Origin of the sequence: Streptomyces sp. S063 (assembly GCF_002832675.1) — a bacterium.
Lineage (GTDB): Bacteria > Actinomycetota > Actinomycetes > Streptomycetales > Streptomycetaceae > Streptomyces > Streptomyces sindenensis.
The window spans coordinates 6,539,433-6,552,808 of the sequence record NZ_CP021707.1 but is presented as its reverse complement, the minus strand read 5'-3'; the positions used below and the strand labels follow the sequence as shown (position 1 = coordinate 6,552,808).

Here is a 13,376-nt window from a genome sequence, read left to right as displayed (position 1 = left end):
GGCGCGGCGGGCGTCATCTGTTCCCGTACGGCGGCGCTCACGCGGCGGGCCACGGCAGTCGGGCCCGGACCGCGAAGCCGCCGTCCTTCGTCGGGCCGTGCTCCAGTTCTCCCCCGGCGAGGGTGGCGCGTTCGGTGAGGCCGATGAGCCCCTGGCCGGAGCCGGGGACCCGTTCGAAGGGTTCGGTGGGGGCCGGGTTCACCACCTCGACGGTGAGACCCTCGCCCGGTCCGCCGGCCACGGTGAGGGAGACCTCGGTGCCGGGCGCGTGCTTACGGGCGTTGGTCAGGGCCTCCTGCGCGATGCGGTAGACGGTGCGACCGGTGGCGGCGGGGGCGTCCTGGGGTTCGGCGACCCGGTTGTCGACGGCGACCTTCATGCCCGCGAGCCGGGATTCGGCGACGAGGGCGCCCAGGGTGGCGAGGGTGGGCTGCGGCCGGTGGGCCTCGTCCGTGTCGCCGGGCCCGCGCAGGACGCCGATGATCTCGCGGAGGTCCTGGAGGGCCTCGTGGGCGCTGTCCCGGATGACGCCGGCGGCCCGGCCGACCTCGGCGGCGGGGGCGTCGGGCCGGAACTCGAGGGCCCCGGCGTGCACGCTGAGGAGGGTCAGCCGGTGGGCCAGGACGTCGTGCATCTCGCGGGCGATGGCCTCCCGGGCGAGGCGCTGGGCCTGTTCGGCGCGCAGTTCCGCCTCGGCCTCGGCGCGGCGGGCCCGTTCGCGGAGGGTGACGACGAGCTGGCGCCGGGAGCGTACGGCCATGCCCCAGCTGATCACCAGGAGGATCAGCAGGACGCCGAAGAGCACCGAGGCGAGGAAGGACGTCGCCGGGTCGGGGCGCAGGAGCGGTTGCACGGGTACCAGGGCCAGCGCGAAAGCCCCGACGATCGCGACCGGCTTGAACGGGCGGTGGACGGCCAGGCTGAAGAGGGCGACCAGCAGGGCTCCGGCGGCCACGGGCTCGACGACGGACACGACGGTCAGGGCCACGGCCAGCCCGACGGGCCAGCGCCGCCGGAGCCAGAGGGCGCAGCAGGCCACCGCGCCGACCACGGAGTCGACGAAGACGACGATGTCGGCGGTGGTGTCGTCGGCCTCGATCGTGCCGAGGGCCAGCATGCCGATGCCCGCGGCGATGAGGAAGGCCGTGATGTCGACGGCCCAGTCCCGCACGGTCCGCCGCGTCCGGATCCGGTCGACCGGCAGACCGGGGTCGGCCATCGCCGACGGGAGCAGCCAGCGGTACTCGGTGCGCGTCATGTCGGCAAAGTTACGCAGCCGGACGACGGAGAAGGGCTTCGAGCGGCGCGGGAGCTACCAAAGTCGCGCCCCGCGCTACTTTCGGCGCGGCGGGACGGGACCGGTGGCCGACGCGCCGGGCGCGGGGCGCGGGGGAGGCTCGGGCCATGAAGAAAATCGTCGAGACGGCCGGGTTCCTCGTCTTCGTCCAGGGCGTGGGCGGGCTGCTGTACGAGTGGACGGGCTGGTTCCGGTTCTGGACGCTGGTGCGTCACATCGACTTCCTCAGCGACCGCATGCTGTTCGTCAACATCGTGCTGGTGGTGGCGGGGGCGGCCGTGATGATCGCGGCGGATTCGATCAAGACCTGACGAGGGCGGCCCGCCGCCCCCACGCGGTGCCCGCGAGCACGAGGACCGCCCCGGCCGCCCCGGGCAGCCCGAGCTGTTCCCCGCCGAGGCCGATGCCGACCGCGGCGGCCCACAGCGGTTCCGTACCGAGCAGCAGGCTGACCCGGGACGGCGAGGTGCGGCGTACGGACCACATCTGCACGAAGAACGCGAACAGCGTGCAGAACACGGAGAGGAAGACCAGGCCCGCCCACTCCCGGGCACCGAAGCCCACGGCCGTGCTCCACGGCGAGGCTCCGGTGCCGGGGACGGCGGCGAGCACGGCGAAGACGGCGGCCGCGCCGCCGAGTTGGACGGTGGTCAGGGAGAGCGAATCGGCGTCCCGCACCGACTTGATCCGGGCCATGGCCAGGACGTGGACCGTACGGGCGAGGGCGGCGAGGAGCATCAGGAGATCGCCGGTCGAGGGGCTGGTGAATCCGCCGCCCTGGGTCAGCAGGACGACCCCGGCGACGGAGAGCCCGGCCGCGGCGACGAATCCGGCCGACGGGCGCACCCGGGTCACGGCGGCCTCGGCCAGCGGTGTGAAGATCATGGTGAGGCTGATGATCAGTCCGGCGTTGGTGGCGGAGGTGTGCACCACCCCGTATGTCTCCAGCAGGAAGATGCCGCTCAGCACCAGGCCCAGCACTCCGGCGCCCCGCCACTGCGCACCGGTCAGCGCCCGCAGTTTGCGCCGTCCGACCGCCACGAGAACCGGCAGCACGATCGCGAAGCGCAGGACGAGCACGGCGACGACGGTGTGCGTGGTGGTGATGCCCTTGGCGGCGAGATAGCTCGCGCCCCAGACGACGGCGACCGCCAGCACGGGCAGATCGGTGACCCAGGCACGGCGCGGGGAGACGTCTCCCACGGCGGGCACGGCGGCAGCGGACATCTGGTTCTCCCGGATTCTCCACGGAACGTGATGTGGAGACCTCACCGGCTCGCACGCGGAGTGATCACGCTACCCGTCGCCTTCCCGGGAAGGGAACACCTGTCCAGGAGGCCGGATCGTTCCCGGGCGCCTCCCGCGCCTCCCTAGACTGACGCCTCGGTAACGCTGAGGCACGGAGTGGTCACATGGCGTCGGTAAGGGCGGACGGGCGGGTCGAGCGGGGGAACCAGACCCGGCAGTTGATCCTGGGACGGGCGGTGCAGATCGCCTCGGTCGAAGGTCTCGAGGGCCTGTCGCTGGGGCGGCTGGCCACCGAGCTGGGGCTGAGCAAGAGCGGGGTGTTCGCGCTGTTCGGCTCGAAGGAGGGGCTCCAGCTGGCCACCGTGCGGGGAGCGGTGGCCGTCTACGTCGACCATGTGCTGCGCCCCACCCGGTCGGTGCCGCCGGGGCTCGGGCGGGTCTGGGCGATGTGCGAGGCGTGGATCGCGTACTCCCGCGAGCGGGTGTTCCGGGGCGGCTGCTTCTTCTACGCCGCCACCGCCGAGTTCGACGCCCGGGCCGGCCGGGTGCACGACGCCCTGGCGTCCGCGCAGACGGGCTGGGTCACCTTCGTCGAGGAGACGATCGAGGAGGCCAGGTCCGCCGGGGAGCTGGCCGGGGACACCGACGTGTGCCAGCTGGCGTTCGAGGTGATCGCCCTCCTGGAGCTGGCGAACGCCGAGTCGGTGCTGCAGAACAACAATCTCGGCTACGACAAGGCCGCCCGCGCCATCCTGTCCCGGCTGCGATCGGCGGCGACGGACCCGGGGCTGCTGCCGCCCTTACGGTGAGCGCCGCGTCCCCCGGCTGCTCCGCCCCGCTGCTCCGGCCGGGCCACGCGCCTACGCTGGCCGGGACGGGGCAGCGACGGGAAGGACGGGACCCTGCACATGTCCGGCACACCGGTTCAGACGCTCAACGACGGCACACGGCTCCCCGCGGTGGGGCTCGGCACCTATCCGCTGGACGACGCGGCGGCCGAGGAGGCCGTCGCCGGGGCCCTGGAGCTTGGCTACCGGCTGGTCGACACGGCTCTCAACTACGGCAACGAGACCGGTACGGGGCGGGGCATCGCCCGCAGCGGCGTTCCGCGCGAGGAGGTCGTCGTCACCACGAAGGTGCCCGGCCGGCACCACGGGTACGAGGAGACGCTCGCCTCGTTCGAGGAGTCACGGGCCCGCCTCGGCGTCGAGTACGTCGACCTGTATCTGATCCACTGGCCGCTCCCCCGCCTCGACAAGTACGTGGACACCTGGAAGGCGATGATCCGGCTCCGCGAGGACGGCCTCGTCCGCTCGATCGGGGTCTCCAACTTCACCGCGGCCCATCTGGAGCGGCTGGAGCGGGAGACGGGGGTGCTGCCATCGGTGAACCAGATCGAGATGCATCCGCTGCTCCCGCAGGAGGAGCTGCGGGCGGTGCACGCGGCGAAGGGCGTCGTGACGGAGAGCTGGAGCCCGCTGGCCCGGGGTCGGGAGGTGCTGGAGGACCCCTCGATCGTGGCGATCGCGGACGACCACGGGGTGACGCCCGGCCAGGTGGTGCTGCGCTGGCACACCCAGCTGGGCGCGGTGCCGATCCCGAAGTCGGCGGACCCGGGACGGCAGCGCGAGAACCTCGATCTGTTCGGGTTCGAGCTGACGGCGCAGGAGTTGACGACGATCGCGTCCGGGCGGCAGCGGCGGTTCGGAGGCGACCCGGAGTCCCACGAGGAGTTCTGAGCGCCTGCGCACCCCGCCCGGCGCGACGGGCCGGCCGGGCGCGCCGCGATCCCCCTGCGACCGCGGTGCGCCCGGGCGTGTGCCCTGTCCGGGGTCAGCCGCCGAGCTCCCGGTGACGTGCCGCCAGGGCGGCCGCGCCCTCGTCGGTGAGCGAGCCGAACAGCCGGAGCCGGGAGATGCCCCCGTCCGGGAAGATGTCGATCCGTACGTGGGTGGCCCGGACGGTCCCGTCGAGCACGAAGCGGTGGTTGGTGTCGGGCTGGAGGCGGGTCCGGGGCAGGACCTCGGTCCAGTCGCCGTCCTCGCCGTCCCGCACCGAAAGGCTCGCCCAGCCGGCCGAGTTGCCCTTGAGGTAGGCGGTGTCGATCTCGACGGCCCGGATCCCGGACCGGGCCGCGAGGCGGTAGCTGATCCAGTCGTTGCCCTGGTCGCGGCGGCGGCGGGTCTCCCAGCCGTCGTCCATCTTGCGGGAGCGGCCGGGCTGGATGGTGTTGGTGGCCGGGGAGTAGAAGCGGTCGGAGGCGTCCTCGACCTGGCCGCCGTTCTCCAGGGCCGCGAGGTCGAACGTACCGAGGGCGGCGAGCCACGCGGGGTCCGGGGCGACCTCTCCGTACACGCGCAGCCGGGCGATCCCGCCGTCCGGGTGCTGGTTGACCCGCAGATGGGTGAAGCGCTGCTCGGCGTCGACGGCGAACCCGTTGGCGGCGTGGCCGCCGACCGCCGTACGGGGGACGAGCGTCGTCCACTTCACGTCGGGGGCGAGGAGCTCCTCGGGGGACGGGGAGCCGGGCAGGGCGACGGCCTCGACGGAGACGGCCTGCGGGTAGTTGCCGCGGAAGTGGGCGGTGTCGAGGACGATGCCCCGGATGACGCCGGGGGCGCCGAGCCGGACGAGGGCCCAGTCGTGGTCGTCGGCGGTGGGGTGGGGTTCGGCGGAGCTGACGCCTCGGCGGCGGCGGGTCTCCCAGCCGTCCATGATCTTGCCCTTGTGGCCGAAGTGCTCCGGGTCGAAGACGGCGGGCTCGGGCTTGAGGAGGTTCTCGCGCTCGGCGAAGAACTCGTCGTTGGCCGCGATGACGCCCGCGCCGAGGCGGCGGTCGGCGAGGTCGACGAGGTGGGTGAAGGGGAAATCGGCGGTGCGGTGGTCGGCGTACGGGTCGCCGCCCGCATAGGGACTGGCGTCGCCGGTGAAGCGGGGTATCGAGGCGTCCGTCATGGTCAGGGGGTCCTTTCGGGCACGGTCGGTGGTCGCGTTCGCGGAGGGGGCCGGTGGGACCGGTTCAGCGGTCCCGGTCGAGGAGGCGGCCGGTGGGCTCGGCGAGGACTCCGTCGGAGGCGATGCGGACGCCGCGCAGCCAGCTGGAGCGGACCACGCCGTGCAGGGTCTTCCCGGCGTAGGCGGTGACCTGATTGCGGTGGAAGAGCTCGGCGGGGTCGACGGTGAAGGTCGCCTCGGGGGCGAGGACCGCGAAGTCGGCGTCGCGGCCGGCCTCGATCGCGCCCTTGCGGGTCAGCCCGGCCAGCTCCGCTGGGGCGGCGGACATCCAGCGGGCGACGTCGTCGAGGGAGTGGCCGCGGCGGCGGGCCTCGGTCCAGATGGCGGGCAGGCCGAGCTGGAGGGAGGAGATGCCGCCCCAGGCGGAGGCGAAGTCCGGGGTCTTCAGGTCCGTGGTGCACGGCGAGTGGTCGCTGACGATGCAGTCGATCGTGCCGTCGGCGAGCCCGGCCCACAGCGCGTCCTGGTTGGCGGCCTCACGGATCGGCGGGCAGCATTTGAACTCGGTGGCCCCGTCAGGGACTTCCTCGGCGGTGAGGGTGAGGAAGTGCGGGCAGGACTCGACGGTGACGCGGACGCCCTCGCGCTTGGCGGCGGCGATCAGCGGCAGGGCGTCGCTGGAGGAGAGGTGCAGGACGTGGACGCGGGCGTTGAGCCGCTTGGCGTGGGCGATGAGCCCTTCGATCGCGGTGTTCTCGGCGTCGCGCGGGCGGGAGGCCAGGAAGTCGGCGTAGGCGGGGCCGGGGCGCTGCGGGGCGTCGGCCAGGTGGTGCGGGTCCTCGGCGTGGACGATGAGCAGGCCGCCGAAACCGGCGATCTCGGCCATGGAGCGGGCCAGCTGCTCCTGGTCCAGCTCCGGGAACTCCTCGACCCCGGAGGGCGACAGGAAGCACTTGAAGCCGAAGACCCCGGCCTCGTACAGCGGGCGCAGGTCCTTGACGTTGGAGGGGATCGCACCGCCCCAGAAGCCGGTGTCGACGTGCGCCTTGGGGGCGGCGACCTGCTGCTTGGTCCGCAGGTGGTCGACGGTGGTGGTCGGCGGGAGGGAGTTGAGCGGCATGTCCAGGAGCGTGGTGATGCCGCCCGCCGCCGCCGCGCGGGTGGCGGTCCAGAAGCCCTCCCACTCGGTGCGGCCGGGGTCGTTCACATGGACGTGGGTGTCGACCAGGCCGGGCAGCAGGACATCGTCGCCGAAGTCCTCCGAACGGGCGCCCGCGGGCACGTCGGCGTCGTACGCCAGGACCGCGTCGATCGTCCCGCCCGCGACGGCGACCGCCGCCGGGCGGGTGCCCTCGGGGGTGACGACGCGCGTCGAGCGCAGTACCAGGTTCACGTCCAAACCGGACACCCGTGCTCCTTCACTCCAGGATGATCACAACAGGAATTCAACGAACTGTTGAAGCTTCGATGGAGTCTTCACTCGGGAAACGCACGCGTCAAGACCCACTTTCCGGTACGGAGGGCCGACGGGCCAGCCTTGTCACCGCGACTAGAGGTTTCCACAAAGTAAAAGTCGGATTTCGAACTGCGGAACGTAGCATGGGCCAGGAGAGGCGGCTCCGAGCCGTCCGAACCGATCGGCGACACCCGGACAAAACAGGCCCTGACCGGCACGGACGCCGACCGGGGAGCTGTGGGCCGTATCGGAACCGCCCGGTAGGCTGCTGCCTTGCCTTCCGCTTCGAAAGGACCGTTGACGTGCCGCCGTCCCACGCCAGCACAGCCGACTCCAAGCCCTCCGCGTCCAGCGGTGGGGTGCAGTCCCTTGAGCGCGCCTTCGATCTGCTGGAGCGGATGGCCGACGCCGGGGGCGAGGTCGGGCTGAGCGAGCTGTCCGCGAGCAGCGGTCTGCCCCTGCCGACCATCCACCGGCTGATGCGCACCCTGGTCGTCTGCGGGTACGTACGCCAGCAGCCCAATCGCCGTTACGCGCTGGGCCCCCGGCTGATCCGGCTCGGCGAGTCCGCCTCCCGGCTGCTCGGCACCTGGGCGAGGCCCTACCTCAGCCGGCTGGTCGAGGAGACCGGCGAGACGGCGAACATGGCGCTGCTGGACGGGGACGAGATCGTGTACGTCGCCCAGGTGCCGTCCAAGCACTCGATGCGGATGTTCACCGAGGTCGGCCGGCGCGTCCTGCCCCACTCCACCGGCGTGGGCAAGGCCCTCCTCGCGCACACCCCCGCCGACGAGGTCCGCGCGCTCCTGGCCCGTACGGGCATGCCCGCCGCCACGGAGAAGACGATCACCACGCCGGAGGGCTTCCTCGACGCCCTGGAGCAGGTGCGGCGCGCCGGATACGCGGTGGACGACAACGAGCAGGAGATCGGGGTGCGGTGCCTGGCGGTCTCCGTACCGAACTCCCCCACCTCGGCCGCGATCTCGATCTCGGGCCCGGCGGGACGGGTGACCGAGGCGGCCACGGAGCGGATCGTGCCGATCCTCCAGCAGGTCGCGGGGGAACTGTCGGAGGCCCTGGCGAGCAGCGGGACGAACGGGGGCTGACACACCGGCCCGCCGGACCGCTGAAACCGGAACGCCGGACTGCTGGAACGCCGCGACGAGGGGCGGCGGGACCCGGAAGCATCGGGTCCCGCCGCCTCTCTTCGTCACCTCGGCGTCTCAGACCCCGGCCGGGGCCGTCAGCCGGCCGTCGTCCATCGTCACCGTGCGGTCCGCCCGGTCCAGGTGCGCCGGATCGTGCGTGACCAGCACCGTCGCGGTGGCGCGCTGCCGGGTCAGGGTGGCCAGCAGGTCGAGCACGGCCGCGCCGCGTTCGTGGTCGAGCGCGCTGGTCGGCTCGTCGACGAGCAGGACCGCCGGTTCGTTCATGAGGGCCCGCGCGATGTTGACCCGCTGGCGCTGGCCGCCCGAGAGCTGGTGCGGCCGCCGGTCGGCGCGGTCGGCCAGTCCGACGGCGTCGAGCAGTTCCAGGGCCCGGCGTCGGGCGCCCCGGGCGGGCCCCCCGGACAGGTGGCGCATGGCCTGGAGCTGTTCGGCGGCGGTCAGCGAGGGCAGCAGGCTGGGCTGCTGGAAGACGATGCCGATGCGGTCCCGGCGCAGGGCCGCCCGCCCCGCGCGGCTCAGCCCGGCGGTCGGTGTCCCGGCCACGACGACCTCGCCGGAGTCCGGGGTCACCAGGGTGGCGGCCGCCGCCAACAGGCTCGACTTGCCCGAGCCGGACGGCCCGACGACGGCGGTCAGCGTGCCCGCCGGTACGTCCAGCGAGACCCGGTCCAGGGCGGTGAGCCGCCCCTCGCCGTCCGGGTAGGTGAGGGTGACATCGGTCAGGGTGAGCGTCATCGGGCACTCCCGAGTGCGGTGAGCGGGTCGACGGCGGTGATCCGCCGGACGGACAGGGCGGCCCCGAGCGCGCCGAGGGCGATCATCACGGCGGCCGGGGCGAGGACGGTCGCCGGGTCCAGGACGAACGGCACGGCTCCCCCGCCGATCAGGACCCCGGCCCCGGCGGCGAGGGCGGCGCCCAGCCCCGTACCGAGGACGAGCATCACCACGGCCTGCCCGAGCGCGTCGCGCAGGAGGTACGGGGTCGACGCGCCGAGCGCCTTCAGCACGGCGACATCACCGCTGCGCTGGATCGTCCAGACGGTGAAGAACGCCCCGATGACGAGCGCGGAGATGGCGAAGAGGAAGCCGCGCATCAGTTGCAGCGAACCGTTCTCCGCCCGGTAGGAGCCGATCGCGGTGAGGGAGTCGTCGAGCGGGAGCGTGCTGGTGCCCGCCGCCTCGTCCCCCGCCGCGAGGTCGACGCCGCCGGTGGTGGTCAGGGCGATCACGGTCGCCCGGTCGGCGGGCCCGGTGCCGTCGTGGCCGATCCGCTGCCAGTCGTCGAGGGTGGTCCACACGACGGGCGTGTGGCTGTACGAGGCGTCGGTGGCGACGGCGGCGACCTCCCGTTCGGTCCGGCCGAGCGCGATCCGGTCTCCGGCGGAGACGCCCAGCTCCTCGGCCGCCTCCTCGGAGAGCACGACCCGGCCGGGGCCGATCCCGGCCGGCCCGAGGGTGCCGTCCGGTTCGACGCCGAAGGCCGATACGGCGGCGCTCCGCTCACCGGCGGTGGCGTTCAGGGTGCGGATGCCGACCGGTTGCGCGGCCTCGACCCCGGGCCGGTCGGCCCAGGCCCGCCAGTCGTCCTCCCGGACGATCGAGTCGGCGAACGACTCCGCCCGCCCGTCGGGGGGTGCGGCGAAGGCCAGGTGGTCGGCGTCGAGCCCGGTGACGGCGGAGGTGTTCTCCCGGGCCAGCCCGGCGGTCAGGCCGGACAGCAGACCCACGAGCAGCGTGATCAGCACCACGACCGAACCCATGAGCGCGAACCGGCCCTTGGCGAAGCGAAGGTCTCTCCATGCGACGAACATGGCCCCAGCGTCGTTCGGCGCGGAAGGGAAAACATCGCGCGGCGGACGGGCCCGGGATCAACCTTTCGATTGACCGGGTCCCAGGCCCCCGCGGCTACGCTGGACGAACCATGGATGCGCGATCGCACACCCACGTCACGGCCGCCCTGCGGCTCTGTCTGCACGCGCTGCTGGCGGGGCTGCTGGCCCTGGTGGTGGTGCGCGCCGTGGGCGAGAACGCGCCGGACACGGCGGCGGTCGTGGCCGTGACGCTGCTGACGGCGGCCCTGTACGCGGCGGGGGCGGTGCGCTCCTCCTCCGCACTGCCAGAGGACGCTGTACGGCCAGGAGTCTCCGCGCGGCCGGGAAATCCCGTGCGGCCGGGAACGCGGGCCGGGGCGTGGTGGCTGGGCGGGTTGTGGGTGCTGTGGGCGGCGCTTCTGGTGCTGTCGCCGGACGCACTGTGGGTCGCCTTTCCGCTCTACTTCCTCCAGCTCCACTTCCTGCCGATGCGCTGGGCGCTGCCCGCCGTGGTGGTCACCGCGGCCGCGGCGATCACCGGCTTCGTCGCGCACCGGCAGGAGATCGAGCCCGGCGCGTTCATCGGGCCGCTGATCGGCGCGGCGGTCGCCGTCGCCACGGTCCTCGGGTACGACACCCTCTTCCGGGAGAGCGAACGGCGGCGGGAGCTGATCGTGGAGCTGGTCGCCACCCGTGCGGACCTCGCCGAGGCGGAACGTACCGCCGGGACGCTCGCCGAGCGCGAGCGCCTGGCCCGGGAGATCCACGACACGCTGGCCCAGGGGCTGTCCAGCATCCAGTTGCTGCTGCGCGCCGCCGAACGCTCGCTGCCCGAGAACGCCCCGGCGGCCCCGCACGTCCGGGCCGCCCGCGAGGCGGCGCAGGCCAATCTGGCCGAGGCGCGCTCCTTCGTCCGGGCGCTGACCCCGCCGGACCTGGAGCACGGGTCGCTGGCAGCCGCGCTGGAGCGGCTCTGCGCACGGACGACCGCACGGGAGCTGACCGTACGGTTCGCGGTCAGCGGCACCCCGGTGGAGCTGCCGACCCCCTACGAGGTGGCGCTGCTGCGCACCGCCCAGTCGGCGCTGGCCAACACGGTGCGCCACGCGGAGGCCCGGCGGGTGGAGATCACCCTGAGTTTCATGGACACGTCGGTGGCGCTGGACGTCGTGGACGACGGGCGGGGCTTCGACCCGTCGGGGGCCCCGGCCCCTGAGCGGGACGGGCGCGGCGGTGACGGCGGCTTCGGGCTGCGGGCGATGCGGGCGCGCGCCGGCGAATTGGGTGGTGCGCTGAGCGTGGAGTCGGCGCCCGGCCAGGGCACGGCGGTGGCGCTCACGCTGCCGCTGTCCGACACGGAAGCAGAAGCGGAAGCGCATCCGCGTGCGCGGACGCGGGCCGACGCGGAGCGTGCCGCGTGAGCGCGGGCGGGGACGCGATCCGGCTGCTGCTCGCGGACGACCATCCGGTGGTCCGGGCGGGGCTGCGGGCGGTCCTGGACACCGAGCCGGGATTCCGGGTCGCCGGTGAGGCCGCTACCGCCGAGGAGGCCGTCACCCTGGCGGCGAAGGGCGGCTTCGACCTGGTCCTGATGGATCTGCAGTTCGGTGCGGGGATGCACGGGGCGGAGGCCACGGCGACGATCACCGCGGCGCCGGACGGCCCCCGGGTCCTGATCCTGACCACGTACGACTCCGACGCGGACATCCTGGCGGCGGTCGAGGCCGGGGCGAGCGGCTATCTGCTCAAGGACGCGCCGCCGCAGGAGCTGGCGGCCGCGGTGCGCACGGCGGCGGCGGGCCGTTCGGCGCTGGCGCCCTCCGTGGCCCACCGGCTGATGGACCGGATGCGCACCCCGGCCGAGGCCCTGACCCGGCGGGAGCTGGAGGTGCTCCAGCTGGTCGGAGAGGGCCTGTCGAACCTGCAGATCAGCAAACGGCTGTTCCTGAGCCAGGCCACGGTGAAGTCCCACCTGGTGCACATCTACGCCAAGCTCGGCGTCGACTCCCGTACGTCGGCGGTCGCGGCGGCCACGGCCCGCCGGCTCATCCGCCGCTGACGGGACACGCCCGGCGGGTCACCCGCGCGGGCTCCTCGTCACGACGGCCGCGTTCACCCGCGCGGGGGCTCGCCGAAGAGGTCGACCGCGTTGCGCACCTCGCGCAGGGCCGCCGCAACCGCGCTCACCGAGCCGATCGCCCCCGCGATCAGCAGCAGGGAACGGCGCATCCGGGGGATCTCCGGCACGCCGCTGACGGCCATGGCGTCCAGGGCCGCCAGCTCGTCCTCGGCGATCGGCCGGTCGGGGAAGTCGGTCCGGATGGCTGCCAGCTCCCGGCGCAGCCGCGAGACGGCCATCCGCAGCTCGGCCACCCTCGGGTCCTCGTCGCTGCCGGTCAGCCGCTTCTGTCCCACGCTTCGCAACACAGCACTCCCCCTCGCACGTCCTTGTGCCGGTGTCTCCCCCGAAATCCGGGGTGGTGGCCAAGTCCCCGGGTTCGCCCGCAAGTTAACGCCATAACAGGCAGTGCGCGCCAGCCCACGGAAAGAAATCGGGGTTACCCCTGAGGGTGACATGCGTGTCGCGTGTGCGAAGGACTCAGTGGTATCCAGACCTCATGGTTGACGACATGGCGACGGACAGCCCGCGCAGGGCGAAGAACCCCAAGGTCGCGGGGGTGCTGCTGGCCGCCGGAGGGGGCCGTCGGCTCGGCGGCCGGCCGAAGGCGCTGCTGGAGCAGCGGGGCCGCCCGCTGATCGAGCACGCGGTGCGCTCCCTGCGCAACGGCGGGTGCGGCCCGCTGCATGTGGTGCTGGGGGCGGCGGCCGAGGAGGTGCGGGCCCGGGCGGATCTCACGGGCTGTGCGGTGAGCGTGAACCCGGGCTGGGAGGAGGGTATGGGCTCCTCGCTCCGGCTGGGCCTGGCGGCCCTGAGCGCGACCGACGCGGACGCGGCGCTCGTCCTCCTGGTCGATCAGCCGGGGATCGGCGCGGAGGCGGTGGCGCGGGTGCGCCTCGCGTTCCGCTCGCGGATGAGCCTGGCGGCGGCCTCGTACGGCGGGGAACGGAGCCATCCGGTGCTGTTCGGGGCGGACCGGTGGGCGGACATCGCGGCGGCGGCCGTCGGCGACCAGGGGGCGCGGAGCTATCTGCGGGAGCACCGCGATGCGATCACGCTCGTGGAGTGTTCGGATGTGGCCGAGGCGTACGACATCGACACCTCGCAGGACCTCCGACATCTGGAGTGACCCGGAACCGCCGCCTCCGCGGGCGGCCCGCCGGAGGCGGTCAACAGTCCGTGGCCGCGCTGGCACGCTGCGCCGCCGTCGGCCCGTTTCTGTCGACCCGGAGAATCTCGACATCAACAAACCATTGAACTTCCACCATGAGGAAACTACTATCCACTGGTCAGAAGCCCTCTGAACCTCAGACGGCACCCA

At 73.3% G+C, this 13,376-nt stretch carries 14 protein-coding genes; 7 read left to right on the top strand and 7 right to left on the bottom strand.

The features are described from left to right. Positions 1-37 precede the first annotated feature (37 nt). Positions 38-1,258, bottom strand: a complete 1,221-nt coding sequence (locus CCZ36_RS29770) for a sensor histidine kinase (protein WP_128818973.1) — start codon at positions 1,256-1,258, stop codon at positions 38-40. A 146-nt stretch (positions 1,259-1,404) separates the two neighbouring features. Between CCZ36_RS29770 and CCZ36_RS29765 the strand changes: the two genes are divergently transcribed. Continuing rightward, a complete protein-coding gene (locus CCZ36_RS29765) occupies positions 1,405-1,608 on the top strand; it encodes a hypothetical protein (RefSeq protein WP_069736775.1) in 204 nt (67 codons plus the stop codon). On the opposite strand, the gene CCZ36_RS29760 is transcribed toward CCZ36_RS29765, so the two are convergent. Next, positions 1,598-2,524: a DMT family transporter gene (locus tag CCZ36_RS29760; RefSeq protein ID WP_069736774.1), complete on the bottom strand. Its 927-nt coding sequence runs from the start codon at positions 2,522-2,524 to the stop codon at positions 1,598-1,600. The two genes, CCZ36_RS29765 and CCZ36_RS29760, sit on opposite strands and share 11 nt — an antisense overlap. A 185-nt stretch (positions 2,525-2,709) precedes the next feature. Between CCZ36_RS29760 and CCZ36_RS29755 the strand changes: the two genes are divergently transcribed. Next, positions 2,710-3,354, top strand: a complete 645-nt coding sequence (locus CCZ36_RS29755) for a TetR/AcrR family transcriptional regulator (RefSeq protein WP_069736773.1) — start codon at positions 2,710-2,712, stop codon at positions 3,352-3,354. Between the two features lie 99 nt (positions 3,355-3,453). Then, positions 3,454-4,284 carry an aldo/keto reductase gene (locus CCZ36_RS29750; RefSeq protein WP_069736772.1) on the top strand — a complete coding sequence of 277 codons (831 nt, stop codon included), beginning with the start codon at positions 3,454-3,456 and terminating at the stop codon, positions 4,282-4,284. Between the two features lie 94 nt (positions 4,285-4,378). Here the strand turns inward: CCZ36_RS29750 and alc are convergent, their stop codons facing one another. Next, entirely contained in the window at positions 4,379-5,500 is a 1,122-nt protein-coding gene (gene alc, locus CCZ36_RS29745) for an allantoicase (RefSeq protein ID WP_128818972.1), read from the bottom strand. A 64-nt stretch (positions 5,501-5,564) separates the two neighbouring features. Beyond that, positions 5,565-6,908: an allantoinase AllB gene (allB, locus tag CCZ36_RS29740; RefSeq protein WP_128818971.1), complete on the bottom strand. Its 1,344-nt coding sequence runs from the start codon at positions 6,906-6,908 to the stop codon at positions 5,565-5,567. Between the two features lie 350 nt (positions 6,909-7,258). On the opposite strand from allB, the gene CCZ36_RS29735 reads away from it, so the two are divergent. Next, positions 7,259-8,062, top strand: coding sequence for an IclR family transcriptional regulator (locus CCZ36_RS29735; RefSeq protein ID WP_032775366.1), 804 nt, complete (start codon positions 7,259-7,261; stop codon positions 8,060-8,062). A 117-nt stretch (positions 8,063-8,179) separates the two neighbouring features. On the opposite strand, the gene CCZ36_RS29730 is transcribed toward CCZ36_RS29735, so the two are convergent. Then, the gene (locus CCZ36_RS29730; protein ID WP_069736769.1) at positions 8,180-8,860 is read right to left on the bottom strand and encodes an ABC transporter ATP-binding protein; all 681 of its coding nucleotides are present in this window, start codon (positions 8,858-8,860) and stop codon (positions 8,180-8,182) included. After that, on the bottom strand, positions 8,857-9,936 hold the full coding sequence (locus tag CCZ36_RS29725) for an ABC transporter permease (protein ID WP_128818970.1): 1,080 nt from the start codon (positions 9,934-9,936) through the stop codon (positions 8,857-8,859). The genes CCZ36_RS29730 and CCZ36_RS29725 overlap by 4 nt, the downstream gene beginning before the upstream one ends. A gap of 110 nt (positions 9,937-10,046) precedes the next feature. On the opposite strand from CCZ36_RS29725, the gene CCZ36_RS29720 reads away from it, so the two are divergent. Both CCZ36_RS29720 and CCZ36_RS29715 read left to right on the top strand, forming a co-directional pair. Continuing rightward, positions 10,047-11,357 (top strand): sensor histidine kinase, encoded by a 1,311-nt coding sequence (locus CCZ36_RS29720; protein WP_069736767.1) that lies wholly within the window; start codon positions 10,047-10,049, stop codon positions 11,355-11,357. Then, complete coding sequence (locus tag CCZ36_RS29715) at positions 11,354-11,995, top strand: response regulator (RefSeq protein ID WP_128818969.1); 642 nt, start codon at positions 11,354-11,356, stop codon at positions 11,993-11,995. The genes CCZ36_RS29720 and CCZ36_RS29715 overlap by 4 nt, the downstream gene beginning before the upstream one ends. A gap of 53 nt (positions 11,996-12,048) precedes the next feature. Here the strand turns inward: CCZ36_RS29715 and CCZ36_RS29710 are convergent, their stop codons facing one another. Continuing rightward, positions 12,049-12,351: a DUF5955 family protein gene (locus CCZ36_RS29710; protein WP_069736765.1), complete on the bottom strand. Its 303-nt coding sequence runs from the start codon at positions 12,349-12,351 to the stop codon at positions 12,049-12,051. 215 nt (positions 12,352-12,566) lie between these two features. On the opposite strand from CCZ36_RS29710, the gene CCZ36_RS29705 reads away from it, so the two are divergent. Continuing rightward, entirely contained in the window at positions 12,567-13,184 is a 618-nt protein-coding gene (locus CCZ36_RS29705) for a nucleotidyltransferase family protein (RefSeq protein ID WP_237302762.1), read from the top strand. The last annotated feature ends 192 nt before the right edge of the window (positions 13,185-13,376 follow it).

Bases quoted from the DNA above. Each gene is read 5' to 3' on its own strand.
- CCZ36_RS29720 (WP_069736767.1), top strand. From the start codon at position 10,047: ATGGATGCGCGATCGCACACCCACGTCACGGCCGCCCTGCGGCTCTGT.
- CCZ36_RS29765 (WP_069736775.1), top strand. From the start codon at position 1,405: ATGAAGAAAATCGTCGAGACGGCCGGGTTCCTCGTCTTCGTCCAGGGC.
- CCZ36_RS29760 (WP_069736774.1), bottom strand. From the start codon at position 2,524: ATGTCCGCTGCCGCCGTGCCCGCCGTGGGAGACGTCTCCCCGCGCCGT.
- alc (WP_128818972.1), bottom strand. From the start codon at position 5,500: ATGACGGACGCCTCGATACCCCGCTTCACCGGCGACGCCAGTCCCTAT.
- CCZ36_RS29725 (WP_128818970.1), bottom strand. From the start codon at position 9,936: ATGTTCGTCGCATGGAGAGACCTTCGCTTCGCCAAGGGCCGGTTCGCG.
- CCZ36_RS29770 (WP_128818973.1), bottom strand. From the start codon at position 1,258: ATGACGCGCACCGAGTACCGCTGGCTGCTCCCGTCGGCGATGGCCGAC.
- CCZ36_RS29730 (WP_069736769.1), bottom strand. From the start codon at position 8,860: ATGACGCTCACCCTGACCGATGTCACCCTCACCTACCCGGACGGCGAG.
- CCZ36_RS29750 (WP_069736772.1), top strand. From the start codon at position 3,454: ATGTCCGGCACACCGGTTCAGACGCTCAACGACGGCACACGGCTCCCC.
- CCZ36_RS29705 (WP_237302762.1), top strand. From the start codon at position 12,567: ATGGCGACGGACAGCCCGCGCAGGGCGAAGAACCCCAAGGTCGCGGGG.
- CCZ36_RS29755 (WP_069736773.1), top strand. From the start codon at position 2,710: ATGGCGTCGGTAAGGGCGGACGGGCGGGTCGAGCGGGGGAACCAGACC.